The 18944-nt window shown below is 74.9% G+C and carries 18 protein-coding genes; 2 read left to right on the forward strand and 16 right to left on the reverse strand.

What is annotated here, in order from left to right; all coding sequences use genetic code 11:
• Positions 1–48 precede the first annotated feature (48 nt).
• The 10 genes from AC5RWQ_RS12745 to pepN form a co-directional block, all read right to left on the reverse strand.
• Positions 49–534, reverse strand: coding sequence for a hypothetical protein (locus tag AC5RWQ_RS12745; protein WP_494282935.1), 486 nt, complete (start codon positions 532–534; stop codon positions 49–51).
• Positions 531–1520: a DNA polymerase III subunit delta gene (gene holA / locus AC5RWQ_RS12750; protein ID WP_494282982.1), complete on the reverse strand. Its 990-nt coding sequence runs from the start codon at positions 1518–1520 to the stop codon at positions 531–533. The genes AC5RWQ_RS12745 and holA overlap by 4 nt, the downstream gene beginning before the upstream one ends.
• Positions 1521–1667: 147 nt before the next feature.
• Positions 1668–4064 (reverse strand): ComEC/Rec2 family competence protein, encoded by a 2397-nt coding sequence (locus AC5RWQ_RS12755; RefSeq protein ID WP_494282936.1) that lies wholly within the window; start codon positions 4062–4064, stop codon positions 1668–1670.
• Positions 4061–5023 (reverse strand): ComEA family DNA-binding protein, encoded by a 963-nt coding sequence (locus tag AC5RWQ_RS12760; protein ID WP_494282937.1) that lies wholly within the window; start codon positions 5021–5023, stop codon positions 4061–4063. Before AC5RWQ_RS12760 ends, AC5RWQ_RS12755 begins: the two co-directional genes overlap by 4 nt.
• A gap of 126 nt (positions 5024–5149) precedes the next feature.
• Complete coding sequence (locus tag AC5RWQ_RS12765; RefSeq protein WP_494282938.1) at positions 5150–5917, reverse strand: SDR family NAD(P)-dependent oxidoreductase; 768 nt, start codon at positions 5915–5917, stop codon at positions 5150–5152.
• Between the two features lie 41 nt (positions 5918–5958).
• Complete coding sequence (locus AC5RWQ_RS12770; protein WP_494282939.1) at positions 5959–6828, reverse strand: DegV family protein; 870 nt, start codon at positions 6826–6828, stop codon at positions 5959–5961.
• 48 nt (positions 6829–6876) lie between these two features.
• Positions 6877–7524: a histidine phosphatase family protein gene (locus AC5RWQ_RS12775; RefSeq protein WP_494282940.1), complete on the reverse strand. Its 648-nt coding sequence runs from the start codon at positions 7522–7524 to the stop codon at positions 6877–6879.
• On the reverse strand, positions 7521–7931 hold the full coding sequence (gene rsfS / locus AC5RWQ_RS12780) for a ribosome silencing factor (protein WP_334490958.1): 411 nt from the start codon (positions 7929–7931) through the stop codon (positions 7521–7523). Before rsfS ends, AC5RWQ_RS12775 begins: the two co-directional genes overlap by 4 nt.
• Positions 7932–8041: 110 nt before the next feature.
• A complete protein-coding gene (gene nadD / locus AC5RWQ_RS12785; protein ID WP_334490959.1) occupies positions 8042–8638 on the reverse strand; it encodes a nicotinate-nucleotide adenylyltransferase in 597 nt (198 codons plus the stop codon).
• Between the two features lie 69 nt (positions 8639–8707).
• Positions 8708–11224: an aminopeptidase N gene (pepN, locus tag AC5RWQ_RS12790; protein ID WP_494282941.1), complete on the reverse strand. Its 2517-nt coding sequence runs from the start codon at positions 11222–11224 to the stop codon at positions 8708–8710.
• Positions 11225–11290: 66 nt separating this feature from the next.
• On the opposite strand from pepN, the gene AC5RWQ_RS12795 reads away from it, so the two are divergent.
• A complete protein-coding gene (locus AC5RWQ_RS12795) occupies positions 11291–11509 on the forward strand; it encodes a DUF397 domain-containing protein (protein ID WP_334490961.1) in 219 nt (72 codons plus the stop codon).
• Positions 11510–11523: 14 nt separating this feature from the next.
• Here AC5RWQ_RS12795 and AC5RWQ_RS12800 read toward each other — a convergent pair whose 3' ends face one another.
• Positions 11524–11931 (reverse strand): hypothetical protein, encoded by a 408-nt coding sequence (locus AC5RWQ_RS12800; RefSeq protein WP_494282942.1) that lies wholly within the window; start codon positions 11929–11931, stop codon positions 11524–11526.
• A gap of 231 nt (positions 11932–12162) precedes the next feature.
• Between AC5RWQ_RS12800 and AC5RWQ_RS12805 the strand changes: the two genes are divergently transcribed.
• A complete protein-coding gene (locus tag AC5RWQ_RS12805) occupies positions 12163–13431 on the forward strand; it encodes a cytochrome P450 (RefSeq protein ID WP_494282943.1) in 1269 nt (422 codons plus the stop codon).
• 49 nt (positions 13432–13480) lie between these two features.
• Here the strand turns inward: AC5RWQ_RS12805 and AC5RWQ_RS12810 are convergent, their stop codons facing one another.
• The 5 genes from AC5RWQ_RS12810 to AC5RWQ_RS12830 are packed head-to-tail and all read right to left on the reverse strand — an operon-like array spanning position 13481 to position 18829.
• Positions 13481–13939, reverse strand: coding sequence for a hypothetical protein (locus AC5RWQ_RS12810; RefSeq protein WP_334490964.1), 459 nt, complete (start codon positions 13937–13939; stop codon positions 13481–13483).
• A gap of 1 nt (position 13940) precedes the next feature.
• On the reverse strand, positions 13941–16415 hold the full coding sequence (locus tag AC5RWQ_RS12815; RefSeq protein ID WP_494282944.1) for a molybdopterin oxidoreductase family protein: 2475 nt from the start codon (positions 16413–16415) through the stop codon (positions 13941–13943).
• A 3-nt stretch (positions 16416–16418) separates the two neighbouring features.
• The gene (locus tag AC5RWQ_RS12820; protein ID WP_494282945.1) at positions 16419–16958 is read right to left on the reverse strand and encodes an HPP family protein; all 540 of its coding nucleotides are present in this window, start codon (positions 16956–16958) and stop codon (positions 16419–16421) included.
• Positions 16959–17015: 57 nt separating this feature from the next.
• Entirely contained in the window at positions 17016–18191 is a 1176-nt protein-coding gene (locus tag AC5RWQ_RS12825) for a zinc-dependent alcohol dehydrogenase (RefSeq protein WP_494282946.1), read from the reverse strand.
• Positions 18188–18829: an SRPBCC family protein gene (locus AC5RWQ_RS12830; protein WP_494282947.1), complete on the reverse strand. Its 642-nt coding sequence runs from the start codon at positions 18827–18829 to the stop codon at positions 18188–18190. The genes AC5RWQ_RS12825 and AC5RWQ_RS12830 overlap by 4 nt, the downstream gene beginning before the upstream one ends.
• Between the last annotated feature and the right edge of the window lie 115 nt (positions 18830–18944).

Consider the following 18944-nt stretch of genomic DNA (forward strand, 5'->3'; position numbering starts at 1 on the left):
GGGCTTCCGGTGTCCGTGTCCCGGCCGATCGTCGCGACGTCGGGCCGGTCAGTCGGCGACGTCGGGCCGGTCAGGAGCGCCCCGGCGGGCCTCGGTGATCCACCCGGGGGCGTCACCCTCGGTGGGTGACGCCGGCCACTCCACCCGTCCGGCGTACGTCTCGGTGGTCACCACCACGCCCGGCACCGTCCGGGGCACCCGGGCCCGGCCGACCACCGGCTCCATCTGCCGCCGGAACCGGTCCCGTTCCTGCTCGGGCACGAGCGCCGCCGAGCGGACCACCATCTCGGCCACCATGTCGTTGAGCTTCACCATCAGGGCCACCACCGCCGGCAGGACCAGCACCGCCCACCAGCTCACCAGCTCGGCCAGGGCGAGCAGCACGGCGAGCGCGACGGCGCCCTCGAAGAAGAGGAAGCAGAGCACCCCGCCCGGGTTCACGAACCGCAGACCAAGCAGCCGGGCGTAGAGCGGGCGGTACCGCTCGTCCTCGCTCGGCACCGTCGTCCACGGCGTGCGGGCGGGGCCGGTCACCGGGCGCCACCCCGTCGGGCGGCCGCGACCGAGAAGATCGCCTTCTCCAGCGCGTACGCCCGGTCGTCGGCGCCACCCTTGACCGCGGCGTTGCACTCCGCTGCGGCCCGCATCGCCTCGACCAGCCCTTCCGGGGTCCAGCCCCGCACCCGCTGCTGAGCATTCTTGATCTTCCAGCCGGGCATGCCGAGGGCGCTGGCCAGCTGGTACGGGTCGCCCCGCCCGGCGGCGGCCACCCGGGCCACCGTCCGCACCCCGTCGGCGAGGGCATCGGCGATCGGCACCGGGTCGACCCCGACGTGCAGCGCCCAGCGCAGCGCCTCCAGCGCCGCCGGGACGTCGCCCACCATGGCGGCGTCGGCGACCGTGAAACCGGTCACCTCGACCTGGCCTTTGTAGTACCGGGCCACCGCGTCCGCGCCAATGCGACCGTCAGTGTCGGCGAGGAGCTGCGAGCAGGCGGCTGCCAGATCGCGCAGTTCGTTGCCGACCGCGGCGATCAGCGCCTCGGCGCCGTCCTCGTTGCACCGCCCACCGCCCCGCCGGATCTCGTCCCGGACGAACGCCATCCGGTCACGGTGCGCCTTTTGCCCCTTAAACTTCGCCACGGGCACCACCGTGGCGCCGCCCGCACGGAGGCCGTCGGCAAAGGCCTTACCCTTGGCACCGCCCAGGTGCAGCACCACCAGATGGACGTCCGGGTCAGGGTTCTTCGCGTACGCGAGCAGCGCGGCGACCAGGTCCTTGCGGGCGTCCTGCGCGGAGTGGAGCACCAGCACCCGGCGGCCGCCGAAGAGGGACGGGCTGAGCATCTCGGCGATCTCGCCGACGGTGAGCGACCCGGCCTGGTACTCCCGGACGTCGACGTCCGGGTCGACGCTGCGGACCTTCGCCACGGCTTCGCTCACCGCGCGCGTGGCGAGTAGCTCCTCATCGCCGAGGACGAGCAGAATGGGAGCGAGGCTGGGGGCGGTCACGCCGCCCATCTTGGCACGGCTCACCGCGGGTACGGGCCTGCTCGTGAGCCGCTGTGACGGCTGACCCCGCACTCAGCGCAAAAGCAGACATTTACGTCGATTACCGCGCCGACACTGGCAATCCGCCGCTATCTCCGAACTTTCCTCGGTCCACGCTCACCGCTGCCCCGGTGGCAGTCCCCGGGTCACCACCGCCAACCCGTGCGGCCCGACCACCACGGCCACGTCGCCGTCGGTGTCGGTCCGCAGGACCCGCGCCCCGCCCCGGGACAGCCGGGCCAGCACGGTCAGACTCGGGTGGCCGTAGTCGTTGCCGGCCCCGACCTCGACCAGGGCGACCCGCGGCCGGACCGCGTCCAGGAAGGCCGGGTCCTGGTAGGCGCTGCCGTGGTGGGCGACCTTGAGCACCTCGGCGCGGAGCGCGCCGGCCGACACCCGGTCCAGCAGGGCGCGCTGCTCCTCGGTCTCCGCGTCCCCCGGCAGCAGCACCCGCACCCCGGCCACGGTGGCCCGCAGCACCAACGAGTTGTTGTTCGGGTCGGAACGGGTGCCCCGCAGCGGGTACGGCGGCCCGAGCGCGACCAGCTCCAGCCCGCCGGCCCGGTACGACCACCCGGCCGCCGGTACGCCGAGACCGGCCGAACCCGCCGCCGCGGCCGCCACCAGTTCCCGCCCGGCCGCCGGCTCGGGTAGTCCCGGGGTCAACACGGCGGACACCCGCCGCCCCCGGAACACCCCCGCCACCCCGCCCACGTGGTCGGCGTGGAAGTGGCTCACCACCAGCAGCGGAACCTCCCGGACGCCGAGCCGCCGCAGGCAACCGTCCACTGCGGACGGCTCCGGACCGGCGTCGACCACCACGGCCCGCCCGGCGGCCACCGGGAGGACCAGCGCGTCGCCCTGGCCCACCGCACAGCCGACCACCAGCCAGCCGTCCGGCGGCCAACCGCCGGCGACCAGCCGGACCGGCAGGGTGCCGAGAACCACCGCGACGGCGCAGACGGCGACGAGCCGGCGGATGACCGGCCGGCGGGTGGCCACGAGCAGCCCCACGGTGAGCCCGGCCAGCAGCAGCGCGCCGGGCACCCCGCCCGGCCACGGCAGGGTGCCCGCCGGCAGCCGGGCCCCGACCCGCGCCACGGTCACCAGCCACCACGCCGGCCAGCTCGCCAGCCAGGCGGCGAAAGCGGCGCCGGCCGGCCAGAGCGGTGAGATCACGGCGGCCACCACCCCGAGCACCGTGGCGGGCGCGATAGCCGGCACCACCAGCAGGTTGGCCGGCACGGCCACCAGGCTGACCGTCCCCGAGACGCCAGCCACCACGGGCCCACAGGTCACCTGCGCGGCCGCCGGCACCGCGAGCGCCTCGGCCAGCCCGGGCGGCACGCCCCACCGGCGCAGCGCGTCGCGCCACCCGGGGGCGAGCAGCAGCAGCCCGCCGGTGGCCAGGACGGAGAGGGCGAAGCCGGCGTCACCGGCGAGGTCCGGATCCAGCAGCACCAGGACGGCCACCGCGGCCCCCAGCGCCGGCAGCGCCGCCCGGGGTCGGCCGGCGGCCAGCGCGGCCAGCCCGATCGCGCCCATGGTCGCGGCGCGGACCACGCTCGGCGAGGGACGGACCAGGACGACGAACCCGAGCAGGGCCAGCCCGCAGAGCACGGCGGCCAGCCGCGGGCCGGCGCGGGACCAGCGGGCGAGCAGCAGGACCGCGCCGACCACGATCGCCACGTTGGAGCCGGAGACGGCGTTGAGGTGCGTCATCCCGGTGGTCCGGAAGTCCTCCTCTACCGCGGCGGGCAGCCGGCTGGTGTCCCCGACCACCAGTCCGGGGAGCACGCCGCCCTGCTCGTCCGGGAGCGGGGCGCAGGCCCGTTGCAGCCCGGCGCGGAGCGTACCGGCGGCCCGTTGGAGCCACGGCGGCGGTCCGAGCGGGACGGGCGGACCGGCGGCGCTGAGGACGGCTGCGGTGAGATCGCCGCCCCGGGGCGCGCTCAGCCGCCCCTCGGTGGTGAGCCGCTGCCCCGGCAGCTGCCCCCGCCAGGCCGGATCGGTGGCGAGCACCAGAACACGGACCGGGGCGCGCAGCCGCGCGCCGCCCGGGCCGGTGAGGCGGATCAGCTCCCCCGCCACCAGCAGGGTGGCCGGGCGGCCCGGCGCGCCGCGGATCGGACGAGGGTCGTCCCGGACGACCAGCTCGGCGGTGACCCGGGCGCGCTGGTCCACCAGCACGCGCAGGGCAGGGGCGTCGCGCACGTGCAGCCGGGCCGCGGTGGCGCTCGCGCCGCAGACCACGCCGATGAGCACCGCCACCGCGATCCAGCCGTACCGGCGGACCGGGCCGCTCGGCCGCCCGACGAAGCCGAGCAGGTGCCCGGCCCCGAGACCGGCCAGGCCGGCGGCGGACGTGGCGAGCAGCGCAGCCGTCGGAGCGGTGAGGTGCAGGCAGGCCAGCGCGGTCAGCCAGGCGGCCACGGCGAGGCCGGCCAGCCGCAGGTCGGGGGCCTCGGGGGCACGCTCCGGCGGTGCGCCGTGCGGACCGGTCGCCCGGCTCACACCGTCACCAGGTCCTTGAGCTGCTCGTACCGGGCGTCGCCGATGCCCTCGACCTGGCGCAGGTCGCCCACCGAGCGGAAGCCGCCCTGCTGGTCGCGGTGGGTCAGGATCCGCTGGGCGAGCACCGGGCCGACCCCGGGCAGCGCGTCGAGCTGCGCCAGCGTCGCGGTGTTGAGGTTCAGCCGCCCGCCCGCCGCCGGGGCCGCGCCCCCGGCGGACGCGCCCGCCGGCCCGGCCTGGCCGGCCGGGGCGGCGACGCCGACCAGGATGAGTTCCCCGTCGGCGACCTTGCGGGCGGGATTGAGCAGGGCGACGTCGACGCCGGGCAACGCCCCGCCGGCAGCCTCGACGGCGTCGGCGACCCGAGCCCCGGCCGGCACCCGGACCAGCCCGGGACGGCGTACCTTGCCGGCGACGGCGACCACCAGCTCGCCGCCGGGATTCGCGGCCGGCACGGCGGCGGCCGACGGGTCCGCGGCGCTCGACGCGGCGATCGCCGGCTCCGGCCGGACCGGCTCGGCCCGCGGTCGGGACCGCCACGACCAGAAGCCGGCCCCGAGCACGACTAGCACGGCCACGACGGCGAGCGCCCGAACACCGCGCCGGCCGGGGTCGAACGCCCCGGGCCCGGGCAGCCGGGACACCGGCGGATCGGCCCGGCCCGGGTCGTCCTCGATCGCCGGCTGCTGGTCCTGCTCCCTCGCACCGGCCGGCCACGACGCGGACCGCCCGGTCGGGTCCGGCGCACCGGGCCACGGGGCGGGCCGGCGCGCACCGGGCCACGGGGCGGGCCGGCGCGCACCGGCCGGGCCGCGCCGGGGCGGGTCGTCCACCCCGGGCGACGGCTCGCCGGGCACCCGGCTCGGGCGCGGCCACGCGACCGGCGGGTGCCCCTCCCCCGCCGGGTCGACCAGCCGGGACAACCGCCGCCGCACGATGGACTCCTCGTCGTCTGACACGGCGCGACGGTAGGGCCGTCCCGGCGTCGCGGTCAGCTCGTCGAGGGTCCGCTGTGGACAACCGAGCGGCCTGTGGACAACCGCCTGATCATGCCCGGATCTGCTATGGCAGCGGCTGCTGAGAGCTCAGCGCGCCTCGGGATCCTGGCCCAGCGCGGCCCGTCCGCCGTCCACCGGCAGCACCACGCCGTTCACGAAGCCCGCCCCCGCCGACAGCAGGAACGCCACCACTTCGGCCACCTCATCGGCGCGCCCGATCCGGCCCACCGGGTGCAGCCGGGCCAGTTCCCGCTCGACCCGCTCCGCCGCGGCCGGTTCCGCCCCGGCCAGGAAGTCGGCGTGCCGCTCGGTGGCGATCGAGCCGAGCGCAACCGCGTTGGTCCGGATGCCCCGAGCGCCGTACTCCACGGCCAACGCCCGGGTCAGGCCCTCGACGGCGGCCTTCGCGGTGGCGTACGGCAGGCAGCCAGGCACCGGTCGATTGGCCTGGTGGGAGGAGACGTTGACGATCGCCCCGCCGGTGTCGGCGGCGAGGAACCGGCGGACGGCGGTGGCCGCGCCGACCACCGCCGGGGCGAGGTTGAGCTCGATCAGCGTCAGCACCTCGGCGGCGGGCGCGGTGTGGACCGACGCGTCCCGGAACACCGCGGCGTTGTTGACCCAGCCAGCCAGCGGCGCGACGCGCTCGGCCAGGTCGGCGGCGTGCGCGGTGACCTGCTCGTCGGCGGCGTCGCCGATCACCGGCACCAGCCGGTCGGCGGCCGGGTGCGCGGCCAGCCAGGCCAGTGCGTCGGCGTCCCGCTCGACGACCACCACCGTGCCGCCGCCGTCGAGCAGCCGGTGCACCACGGCCCGCCCGACGCCCCGGCCGCCGCCGGTCACCACGTACGACATCCGGTCCCCCGTTCCCCGGCGCTGACGGCCAGTCGTCCAGCTCAGTGGCCGGGCTGCTCCGGCGCCGGGCGTCGGTGCACCACCACGCTGGCCAGCCCCGGCCCGGCGTGCGCGGCGACCACCGCGCCCGCCTCGGAGACGTACGTGTCGTGCAGCCGGTCGCCGAGCCGGGCGGTGAGCGCCTCGACGAGCTGCGCGGCACGTTGCGGCGCGGCCAGGTGGTGCACCCCCAGGTCCACCTCGGCGTCGCCGGCCGCCTCGACGGCGAGGTCGACCAGGCGGGCCACGCCCCGGCTTGCGGTGCGCACCTTGTCCTTGAGCACGATCGCGCCATCCGGCATGTGCATGATCGGCTTGACCGAGAGGGCGGTGCCGAGCAGCGCCTCGGCCGCGTTGATCCGGCCGCCCCGGCGCATGAACTCCAGCGTGTCGACGTAGAACCAGATCGTCGTCCGGTCGACGGCGGCGAGCGCCGCGTCGCGTACCCCGGACAGGTCGGCGCCGGCCTCCGCGGCGGCGGCCGCCGCGAGCACCGGGAAGCCCAGGCCCATGCCGGTGGAGCGGCTGTCGACCACGGTTACCCGGTCGCCGACCTCGGCGGCGGCGAGACGCGCCGCCTCGACCGTGCCGGAGAGTTCCGCCGACAGGTGTACGGAGACCACGCCGTCGGCACCGGCGTCGAGCAGTTCCCGGTAGGTCCGGGCGAACTGCTCGGGGGACGGCCGGGACGTGCTCACCGAGACCCGCCGGCCGCCGAGCACCCGGGTCGCGTCGGCCGGGAAGGTCTCCACCCCCTCCAGCCCCTCCGCGCCGTTGAGCACGACGGTCAGCGGCACCACGGTGAGCCGGTGCGCCTGCACCAGCTCGGGCGGAAGGTAGGCGGTGGAGTCGGTGACGACCGCGACGGGCATGCCCGGCACGCTAGCCGATCCGCGCGCCGGACGCCCGGGCCGGACGGCTCAGACTGGCTCGGCCGGCGCCGAGCGGGTGATCAGGCCGACATTGTGGGCGCGCAGGTGCCAGCCCGGGGCGGCACGCCGCGTCACGCCGTCGTCGTACCGCAGCTCGGTCCAGTGGCAGTTGGCCAGCGACCCGAGGGAGCGCAGCACCGAGTGGTCCCAGCCGAGCAGATGACCCACGCCCTGCCGGGCGCCACCACCGTGGGTGGTCACCACGACGGTCCCGCCGTCGGCGAGGTCGGCGGCCTCCTGGAAGGCGGTGCCGAGGCGCTTGCCGAGGTCGTCGAGGTTCTCGATCTCGGCGCCCGGGTCGGGGTCGCCGGCCCGCCAGCGGGCGTACTCATCGGGGAAGCGCGCGGCGGCCTCGGTGAGGGCGAGCCCCTGCCACAGGCCGAAGTGGCGCTCCCGCAGTCGCGGGTCGGTGCGGACCGGCAGGCCGGTGAGTTCGGCCAGGGCGTCGGCGGTCGCCGCGGCCCGGCTGAGGTCAGAGGCCACGATGACGTCGGGCCGCAGCGCCGCGAGCAGCGGCGCGGCGGCCCGCGCCTGCTCCCGGCCGAGGTCGTTCAGCGGCACGTCGGTCTGGCCCTGGACGCGGCTTGCGGCGTTCCAGTCGGTGTTGCCGTGCCGCCAGACGATCAGCCGGGTCATTCCGTGGCGGCGGAGGAGCCGGCCGCTTCGGCCTCGACCAGGTCGCGGTCGACGAACGGGATCGTCGGGCAGTCCTTCCACAGCCGGTCGAGCGCGTAGAACTCGCGCTCCTCGGTGTGCTGGACGTGCACCACGATGTCGACGTAGTCGAGCAGCACCCAGCGGCCACCCCGCTCGCCCTCGCGGCGGAGCGGCTTGGCCTTCTCCGGCAGCTCGAGCAGGCGCTCCTCGATGGCGTCGACGATGGCCAGCACCTGACGCTCGTTGGGGGCGGAAGCGACCAGGAACGCGTCCGTGATCGCGAGCTGATCGCCCACGTCGATGATGACGATGTCCTCGGCCTTCTTGTCGGCCGCGGCCTGGGCGGCGGCCATCGCCAGCTCGTGAGCGCGTTCGGAAACTGTCACCGTTCTCCTTCGATCAACCGTGCGACCCTCCAAGCGTCTCACACCCGGCGGCGCGACGACTTGTCAGTTCTGGCCCATTACGGGGACGAACGACCCCAGAACGGGCGAATTCACGGCTGGTAAAGGCGCCGTTTCGCGATGTACTGCACCACACCGTCCGGCACCAGGTACCAGACCGGCTCACCCCGGGCGACGCGGGCGCGGCAGTCGGTGGACGAGATCGCCATCGCCGGCACCTGCACCAGGCTGACCGTGTCGGCGGGCAGGTGCTTGTCGGTCAGCTCGAAGCCGGGCCGGGTGACGCCGATGAAGTGGGCCAGCTCGAAGATCTCGTCCAGGTCCTTCCAGGAGAGGATCCGCTCCAACGCGTCCGCGCCGGTGATGAAGAAGAGCTGGACCTTCGGGCCGTACTCGTTGTGCAGGTCGCGCAGGGTGTCGACGGTGTAGGTGGGGCCGCCGCGGTCGATGTCGACCCGGCTGACCTGGAACCGCGGGTTGGAGGCGGTGGCAATCACCGTCATCAGGTAGCGGTCCTCGGGCGGGCTGACCGGTTCGTCGGCCTTCTGCCAGGGCTGCCCGGTCGGGACGAAGACCACCTCGTCCAGGCCGAACCGGTCCGCCACCTCGCTGGCCGCCACCAGGTGCCCGTGGTGGATCGGGTCGAACGTGCCGCCCATGATCCCGATTCGCCGGATGTCTTCCTCCACCCGACGATCGTAGGCCGGGCACGGCCGGCGGCCCGTTCGGGCCGCCGGCCGTCGGAGTTCACCCACCCGTCAGGCGCCCGCCGCGGCCACCGCCGTCCTGGCCACCAGCGCCCGCCGCAGGTCGTCGGCCGCGTCGATGACCACCCGGCGCAGGCCCGGGGTGAGGTCGTCGCGGCCCAGCAGCGCCGCGGCCGAATCCAGGGTCGGCTGGGCCACCGCGTAGCGGGGGAAGGAGAGGCCGGCCACCCGGTCGGCCACCCAGGGGGTACGCCGCCGCGCGGCGTCCGGCATGTCGATGAAGTACCGCTCGACGTACGCCGCGGTCAGCTCGGCCTGCTCGGGCTGCCAGAAGCCCTCGGCGGTCGCCTCGACCAGCCGGTTGGACAGCTCGGTGTTCCGGGTGATGATCTCCCAGGCCGCCTCCTTGGCCGGCAGCTCGGGCAGCGCCGCCCGGCACAGGGCGGCCCGCTCGGCACCGGTGGCGCTCGGGTCGGCGGTGGCCTCGGTGGCGATCTCGGTCTCGCCGGCGGCGCCCAGCACCACCATCCGGCGCAGCAGCGCCCAGCGCAGCTCGGCGTCGACCGCCAGCCCCTCCGGCACCCCGTGGCCGGCGAGCCAGCCGCGCAGCAGATCCGCGTCGGCGGTCGCGGCGATCAGGCCGCGTGCCGCCGCGAGCTGGAGCGAGCCGCCGGCGGGGGCGCCGTCGAGCAGCGTGGCGCAGGCCCCGGCGATCCGGAGCAGGGCGGCGTCCCGGGCGAACGGGTCGAGGTAGCGGTCGACCAGGGCGTGGCTGCGCCCGAGCACCTGCTCGGCGATGACCACCTCGGTCTCGGCGGGCAGCGCCGCGTCGATCAGCGCCACCACGCCGGCGACCGGGCGCTCCCCGTCGGAGGCCGCGTCGAGCGCCTCACCCCAGAGCAGCGCCCGGGCCAGCGGGTCGTCCAGCCCGGGCAGCACCATCGGCACCGCGTCGGCGGAGGCGGGGTCGAGGCGGATCTTGGCGAAGGTGAGGTCGCCGTCGTTGGGCAGCAGCAGCCCGGTGGCCGGCTCTCCCACCAGCGCGGCGAGGTCGGTGTGGCCCTTGTCGGCTTCGGGGTCGAGGTCCACCTCGAACCGGTGCGTCGCGGCCCCCGTGCCGTACCGGCCCACGCCGATGCGGTGCGGGCGCAGCACCGGGTACGCCTCGGGCGCGGTCTGCACCACCGCCGCCTCGGTCCACCGGCCGTCGGCGTCCACCGCGGTCCGCACCCGCAGCGTGTTGACCTGCGGCCGGCGCAGCCAGCGCTCCGCCCAGTCGGCGAGATCCCGGCCGCTGGCCGCGCTGAGGCTGGCCAGCAGGTCGGCGAGGGTGGCGTTGCCGAACCGGTGCGCGGCGAAGTGCGCGTTGAGCCCGGCCAGGAAGGCGTCGTCACCGAGCCACGCCACCAGCTGGCGCAGCACGCTGGCGCCCTTGGCGTACGAGATGCCGTCGAAGTTGAGCAACGCCTGGGCCGCGTCGGCGACCTCCTCCGGGGCGACCGGGTGGGTCGACGGACGCTGGTCGGCGGCGTACCCCCAGGCCTTGCGGCGGATCGCGAACGTCGTCCACGCCTGGTCGAACCGGGTCGCCTCGGCGGTCACCCGGGTGCCCAGGTACTCCGCGAAGGACTCGTTCAGCCACAGGTCGTCCCACCAGCGCATGGTGACCAGGTCGCCGAACCACATGTGGGCCATCTCGTGGGCGATGGTGGTCGCCCGCAGCTCCCGCTCGGTGTCGGTGACCGCCGAGCGGAAGATGTAGTCGTCGCGGAGGGTGACCAGGCCGGGGTTCTCCATCGCGCCGGCGTTGAACTCGGGCACGAACGCCTGGTCGTACTTGCCGAACGGGTAGCGCTCGGCGAAGAGCTGGTGGAACCGGTCCAGGCACTGCTTCGTGACGGTGAAGATCTCCTCGATGTCGGCGTCGAGGTGGGCCGCCAGCGAGCGGCGGCAGTAGACGCCCAGCGGGATGCCGTCGTGCTCGTCGCGGCGGACGTGCCAGGGCCCGGCGACCAGCGAGACGAAGTAGGTGGAGAGCGGCGCGGTCGGGGCGAACTCCCAGCGGCCGGGTGCGGGGTTCGCGGCGAGGGCGCCGTTGGCCGCGACCGTCCACTCGGGCGGGGCGGTCACCGACAGGGTCACCGGGGCCTTGAGGTCGGGCTGGTCGAAGGCGGCGAAGATGCGCGGCGCGTCGTCCAGGAAGGACATCGCGTAGAGGTAGGTCTCGCCGTCGGCGGGGTCGACGAAGCGGTGCATCCCCTCGCCGGTGTTCGTGTACGCCATCTCGGCGGTCACGGTGAGGGTGTTCTCCGCGGCGAGGTCGGTCAGCGGGAGTCGGCCGTCGGCCAGCGCGCCCGGGTCGAGATCGCGGTCGTTGAGGCGTACCCCGCGCAGGGCCGCCGGCTTGACCTCGACGAACGTCTCGGCGCCGGGGGTGGCCCGGAAGCGGATGGTGGCGGTCGAGCGGAAGCGCTCGCCGCCGCCGGTCAGGTCGAGGTCCACCTGGTAGGACTCGACGGTGATCAGCGCGCGACGCGCGGTCGCCTCTACACGGGTCAGGCTCGGCATCCGCTTATCCTGCCCGACGAGGAGCCGGACCGGCTCCCCACGGCGCGTGGTGATGGAGGACGAACAATGGGTCAGCACCCCAAGGGCGATTTCGACCTGTCCCGGGCGGTCTGGCAGCGGGCCGAGGGCGACACCACCGACAGCGCGGTCGAGGTCGCCTTCGTCGACGACCTGATCGGCATGCGCAACTCGGCCGAGCCGGACGGCCCGGTGCTGGTCTTCACCCAGGCCGAGTGGGACGCCTTCGTCGCCGGCGCCCAGGACGGCGAGTTCGACCTCGACTGACCGCCGGACCCGGCTCACCCGTCCCCCTCGCCCCAGCCGAGCCCGCCGGGGCCGGGGGCGTGATGGAAACCGGGATGGTCGGCCACGTCGGTGCAGCGCTCGCCGTCGGGGCCGACCGCGCCACAGAAGAGCCGCGCCGCCCGGTGCCAGGCGTCGGCCGGCGAGAGCGCGGCCGCGCCGAGCGCCAGCTCCGGGCGGAGCAGGCTCAGCGCCTCGGCGTACGCCACGGCGAGGTCGCGGGCCTGCTCCGGCCCGTCGGCCTCGAACCCGAGGTGGGCGGTGAAGTGCCGGGGCGACCGGGTCGCCCGCCGGGGCGACCGGATGAGCGGGGCGTCCCCCGGCCGCGGGCCGGCCCCGCCCCGGCCGCCGATGCCGTCCACCGCCCGCCGCTGCCGCCAGTACGGCGGCCTGTCCTCCCGCATCGGTCCTCCCCGTCGTCGACACCGGCCGGGCATCCGCCGCCCACCCGGGAACGACCCAACCAGGTTTCCGGCGTCCTGGGAGGGGCCAGCGAACGACCCGTCCGCTGGCCCACACCCCGGCCGCGGGTCCCGCCGGCCTCCCCGCGCCCGAGGGGATTCGGCCGCCTCGACCCGGGTAGACGTACCCGGCCGACCAGCTCGGCCGATCGTCGTCCGTGTCAGGAGCAGCCGATGGCCACCACCGTCCCCGCCGACCGCAGCCCGGAGAGCACGCTGGCGTTCCTCCGCGAGGGATACCGCTACATCAGCTCCCGCTGCGACCGCTACGGCAGCGACATCTTCACCACCCGGCTGCTGCTGGAACCGACCATCTGCCTGCGCGGCCGGCCGGCGGCGGTGCTCTTCTACGACCCGGAACGCTTCGTCCGGGAGGGCGCCATGCCGGTACGGGGGCAGCGGACGCTGACCGGGCGCCGCGGGGTCCAAGGGCTGGACGGGCCGGCCCACCGCGACCGCAAGGGCATGTTCCTGTCGCTGATGACGCCGGCCGGGATCCGCGAGCTGGTCCGGCTCTTCACCGACGAGTGGCAGGCCCGCGTCCCGGCGTGGGAGCGGTCCGGCCCGGTGGGGCTCTACGACGAGGTGGGCCGGATCCTCACCCGGGCGGTCTGCGCCTGGGCCGGGGTGCCGCTGGCCGAGCCGGAGGTCGCCCGGCGCACCGACGACCTGCACGCGATGATCGACGGTCCGGCCGCCGTCGGCCCCCGGCACTGGCGCGGGGTGCTCGGCCGCCGCCGGGGCGAGCGCTGGGTCGGCGACCTGATCGAGCGGGCCCGGGTCGGCACCCTGCCCGCCGCCGAGGGCAGCGCGCTGCGGACCATCGCCGAGCACCGGGACGGGCAGGGCCGCCTGCTGCCCCGCCGGATCGCCGCGGTGGAGCTGCTCAACGTGCTGCGCCCGACCGTCGCCGTCGACCGGTACGTGGTCTTCGCCGCGCTGGCCCTGCACGACCACCCGTCCTGGCGGGAACGGGTCCGCGCCGGTGCCGACGTCACCGAGTGCTTCGTCCAGGAGGTCCGCCGCTACTACCCGTTCTTCCCGGTGGCCGCCGCCCGGGTCCGGCGCTCCTTCGACTGGCGGGGGCAGCACTTCCCGCAGGGCCGGCGGGTGCTGCTCGACCTGTACGGCACGAACCACCACCCGCAACTGTGGCCCGAGCCGGAACGCTTCCGCCCGGAGCGCTTCACCGGCTGGCGGGACGACCCGTACGGCTTCGTGCCGCAGGGCGGTGGCGAGCACCTCGGCGGGCACCGCTGCGCCGGCGAGTGGATCACCATCGAGCTGATGAAGCGGGCGGTGACCCTGCTGACCGGTTCGATGCGCTACGAGGTGCCCCCGCAGGACCTGTCGCTGGACCTCAGCCGGATGCCGACGATGCCGCCCAGCGGCTTCCTCATCGACGACGTCCGCCGCATCGACCAGGACGGCCACGTCGACTAGGACGACCCCCCGGTCGTCCAGCAGGCGATGGAGCCGGTGCCGGACGACCTCAGTCGGCGACCACCAGGGCCTGCGGGGCGGCCTGCTTCATCCGGGTCCGCAGCCACTTCAGCTGGACGGCGGTCTCCCCCTCGCAGGTCCGCACCACCGCCAGCAGCTCCTCGTCGCGGGCGCCGTACGCGGCCTGCCCGACCACCGCCCAGCAGATGTCGCACTCGGCGGCCATCAGGTAGAGGTCCTGGAGGTCGCGCAGCAGCCCGATGCCGCCGGTACGCGTGCCGGAGAAGAGCTCCGAGTGCAGCCGGTCCGGCTCGGCCGGGGCGTCCTCGGCGTACCGGTGGGCGAAGGGAGCCAGCTTCTCCGCGTGCTGGCGGCACTGGGTGGCCAACTTCTCACACGTGTGGAAGACGTCCGGTTCCTCCCGGTGCGCCTGGCCGACCTCGACGAACGCGTCGCCGAGCCGATTCTGCGCCTTGTGCAGCAGGCCGAGGTAGTGGGCGAGGTGCATCTCAGGCCACCTCCGATCGGGCCTCGGCGGCCGGTCCGCCGACTGTGGCGGGGATGCCGGCGTCGTCCGGCGGGGCGCAGCCGCCCACGGTGGGCGCGGGCGCGGGACGGCCACCGGAGTCGGCCTCCTTCACCACCCGGACCGCGGCCACCTTGAAGATCGGCTGCTTGGAGACCGGATCCCAGGCGGTGATGGTCAGCTCGTTGGCGGCCCGGGTGTGCCGGTCACCGGCGCCGGCCTCCCCGGGAGCGCCGGGGCCGGGTCCGGCGGGCCCGGCGGCGTCCCAGTAGCCGTAGTGGAAGGGGAGGAAGACCACGCCGGGGCGTACCCCGCAGATCCGGGCCCGGGCCCGGACGGCGCCGCGCGGCGACTCCACCCGGACCTGGTCGCCCTCCCCCACGCCGAGCCGGCGCGCGTCGTCCGGGTTGAGCTCCACCCAGACCTCCGGGGCGGCGTGCTCCAGCTGGGGGGCTCGGCCGGTCTTTGTCCGGGTGTGGAACTGGTAGACCGTGCGGCCGGTGGTGAGCAGCATCGGATGCTCGTCGCTCGGTACCTCCGGCGACGGTTGGTACGGCGCCGCGTGCAGGAACGCCCGCCCGGCCGGCTGCTTCGCGCGGTACTCGTCGGGCAGCAGCTCGGCCCCGGTGGCCAGGTCGTGCCCGTACGTCTCGCAGTAGTCCGGGTCGGTGTGGAAGACCCCGTCGGTGTAGAGCCGCTCGGTGCCGTCCGGGTGCTCCGGCGTGCACGGCCACTGGATGCCGCCGCCGCGCAGCCGGTCGTAGGTGATCGCGGTGTAGTCGCAGGGCCGCCCGCGGGAGCACTCCTTCCACGCCTCGAACACCTCCTCCGGCCCGGTCCACCGGATCAGCGGGTCGCCGTCGCGGTCCCGGAAGTCCATCCGGCGCGCGTAGTCCAGGAAGATGTCCAGGTCGGCGCGGGCCTCGCCGGGTGGGTCGACCGCCTTCTCGGACAGGTGCACGGTCCGGTCGACGTTGGTGAAGGTGCCGGTCTTCTCGGCCCAGGTCGCGGCGGGCAGCACCACGTCGGCCAGCTCGGCGGTCTCGGTGAGGAAGAGGTCCTGGACGACCAGGAACAGCTCCGGCTTCGTCAGGATCCGCCGGATCCGGGCCAGGTCGGGCAGGGACACGGCCGGGTTGGTGGCCGAGACCCAGAGCAGCTTGATCGAGCCTTGCTCGGCGTACCGGAAGATCTGCATGGCGTGGGTCGGCGGCGACCAGTGCGGGATGGTGTCCACCTCGACGTTCCAGAGCCGGGCCAGCTCGGCGACGTGGTCGGGGTTCTCCCAGTTGCGCAGCCCGGGCAGGTCGCCGTCGGCGCCGCACTCCCGGTTGTTCTGCGCGGTGGGCTGGCCGTTCATCTGGTAGATCCCCGCGCCCGGCCGGCCGATCATGCCGCGCACCAGGTGCAGGTTGTTGACCGCACAGGACGCCGCGGTCGCCTGGTTGGACTGGTAGAAGCCTTGAAGCACGGTGGAGAGCAGCCGGTCCGCGTGGCCGAGCAGCTCGGCGGCCCGCTCGACGTCCCGGGCCGGCAGGTCGCAAATCTCGGCGACCTTCGCCACCGGGTAGTCCTCGACCACCTGGCACAGCTCGTCGAAGCCGACCGTGTGCGCCCGCACGTACGCCTCGTCGTACCAGCCGCGGTGGATCAGCTCGCGGAGCAGGCCGTTGAGCAGCGCCAGGTTGGTGCCGGTGCGGATCGGCAGGTGCAGGTCGGCCTCCCGGGCCACCGGTGTGGCACGCGGGTCGACCGCCAGCATCGCCGGCGGGTTGGGCCCGCGCCGGCGGTCCAGCATCCGGGTCCAGAGCACCGTCTGGGTCTCCGCGACGTTGTGCCCCCAGAGTGCGATCGCGTCGCAGTGGTCCACATCGGTGTACGACCCGGGCTGCCCGTCGGTGCCGAAGCTCGCCTTGAGCGCCGCGGCGGCGGTGGCCGTGCAGAGCCGGGTGTTGCCGTCCATGTGCGGGGTGCCGATGCCGGCCTTCCCGATCACCCCGAGGGTGTAGTACTCCTCCAGGAAGAGCTGGCCACTGGTGTAGAAGCCGAAGTGTCCCCAGCCGCCCGGGCCGTCCAGCAGCTCCTTCGAGCGGGCCACGATCCGGCCCATCGCGGTGTCCCAGTCCGTCTCGACCAGCCGGTCGCCGTCGCGCACCAGCGGGTGGCGCAGCCGGTCCGGGCTGTGGTTGGCCTGCCAGCCGTAGAGGTCCTTGGGGCCGAGCCGACCGTGGTTGACCCGGTCGCCGGCCCGGCCGCGTACCCCGACGATCCGGCCGCCGGCCACCGCGATGTCCATCGCGTCCCCGTTGGAGTGCAGGATCGACGCGCTCGGCATCCAGCGCTCCACATCGGCCTCGGTACGTCCGTCGGCGAGGAAGCTGTCCACCCGTACCGGCCACTTTTCGCCCGGCCCGTACGGCGTGCGCGGACCCCACGGGTCGGCGATCCGGTCCACCATCTCTCAGTCCTCCTTCGACGACGAGCCCCACAGCGGCATCTGGCGGCCGGTGGCCCGGTTGAACAGCACATCGACGACGGTCACCAGCAGGACCGCGCCGAACGCGATGATCAGTTGGGTGGGGGTGTGCAGCAGGCCGAGGCTCACGATCAGGGTGGTCGCGCCGGCCGGCGGGTGCGCGGCGTTCAGCAGCACCAGCACCGCGGCGGTGACCGCGAGGGAGCCCGCGGCGGCGAGGATCCGCGGCGCCGACACCCCCTCCACGAGCGCCGACGGGTGGTCGGCCAGGCCGGTCAGCTCGAGCAGGGCGTACCCGGCTAGCAACGCCACCAGGTGGCCGATCACGGTGTTGCGCGGCGAGGACTCGGGCTTGCCGGGCTGCTCGACGTGGAGCATGACGGCGGGCCCGAGGCTGGGGAAGAGCCACGGCTGGCGGGTCAGCAGGGCGACCGTGCCGGCCACCACCAGGGCGACCGCGCTGCCGGTGAACGCCCGGGTCGCGGCACCGGCGCGGGGCGGCGTCTCATCGATCTCCGGTGTCATGACGGGTGCTGTACCCCGCCGCCGGTGGTCGAATCGACGCACGCCCCGCCTAATCGGTCAGACCGCCGGGTGCAGCACGCTACGCAGGCAGGCGTCCTGCTTCTTCTCGAAGATCTCGTAGCCGCGCACCCCGTCCTCCAGGGACATCGGGTGGGTGGCCAGGTAACCGGGGTCGATCTCCCCGGCGGCGAGCCGGTCCAGCAGCATCGGGATGTAGCGCGGAGCGTGCATCTGCCCCATCCGCAGCACCAGGGCCTTGTTCATGGCGGCGCCGAGCGGGAACTTGTCGACCAGCCCGCCGTAGACGCCGACGATGCTGACCGTGCCACCCTTGCGCGCGGCCATGATGGCCTGCCGGACCGAGGTGGGCCGGTCGGTCTGGAGCCGGGCGGTCTGCTTGGCCTTGTCGTACGCGTAGATCGGGCCGACGTCGTGCGCCTCCATGCCGACCGCCTCGATGCAGGCGTCCGGGCCCCGGCCGGCGGTCATCTCACGCAGCGCCTCCAGCACGTCGGTCTCGGCGTAGTTGACGGTTTCCACGCCGAGCCGGTCGGCGGCGGCGGCGAGCCGCTCCGGCAGCCGGTCGATCATGATGACCCGTTCCGCGCCGAGCAGCTGGGCGGCGCGGGCGGCCATCTGGCCCACCCCGCCGGCGCCCCAGACGGCCACCACCTCGCCACCTTTCAGGCCGCATAGGTCGGCGGCCATCCAGCCGGTCGGCATGGCGTCGGAGGCGAAGACCGCGGCGTCGTCCGCCACCCCGTCGGGCACCTTGAACGCGCCCACGTCGCCGAACGGCACCCGGATGTACTCGGCGTGGCTGCCGGAGTAGCCGCCGGCGGCGTGCGAGTAGCCGAGGATGCCGGCCGGCGAGTGGCCCCAGAGCTTCTCCGGGATGATCGGCTGCGGGTTGGAGTTGTCGCAGAGCGAGTACTGCTCGGTGCGGCAGTACCAGCAGCCGCCGCAGGCCACCACCGAGCCGACCACCACCCGGTCGCCGACCTTGAGCCGCTGCACGGCGGGCCCGGTCTCCACGACCTCGCCCATGAACTCGTGGCCGAGGATGTCGCCCTCCCGCATCGCCGGCAGGAAGCCGTTGATCAGGTGCAGGTCGGAGCCGCAGACGCTGCTGGCCCGGACCTTGACGACGATGTCGCCCTCGGCGCGGATCCGCGGCTCCGGCACGTCCCGTACCGCGAGCTTGCCGACCCCTTCCCAGCAGAGCGCCCTCACGGCCGTCCTCCCGTCGTCAACGCCTCTCGGACCTTGTCGGTCGCCGCCTCCTGCGTCGGGGTGCGCCCGGACGGGTCGTGCCGGGTCTCGATCATCTGGCCGCACTCGACCAGCGACTTGATCCGGCGCAGCGCGTCGCGCAGGCCCAGGTCCGGGTCGTGGCCCCGGGCCAGGCCGATCGCCCGGCGCAGCGGCCCGCCCACCCGGTAGCGCAGCTCGGCGCGGATCTCGGTGCCCCGGTCCTGCGGGGCGGGGGCCAGGTCGACGTGGCCCTGCTGCCGGAACGGCCTGTCGGTGACCGCCCAGCTCAGCCGGCCCGGGCCGTCGACGGTGATCTCGGCACGCCACTCGGTGCCACCGCCGGCCGGGTCGCGGGCCACGCAACGCCACCGGTTGTCGGCGAGCTGTTCCAGGGTGGCCCACTCGGCCAGGGCCCGGTCCAGCCGCTCCCGGTCGGTCCAGAAGCCGATGACGGCGTCCATCGGGCGGTCGACGGTGATCCCGCGCCGCACCACGTACCAGCCGTTCTGCCGGTCGGGCTGGTGGCGGCGGCGCCGGCGGGCCACCATCCGGCCGACCCCGACCGCGGTCACGGTGCTGGCGCCGAGCAGCGCCCACCTCGTTCCGTTGCTGGTCATCACGTCTCCTCCACCCGGGGCCCGGGGATGGACTCCCGCATCCACAGCCGCTACCCGTCGAGACGCCGTCGAAACGCCCCGGTTTGACCGATCCGATCGCGGGCATGCCGCGATC

The sequence above is a fragment of the Micromonospora sp. BS32 genome (genome assembly GCF_059089345.1).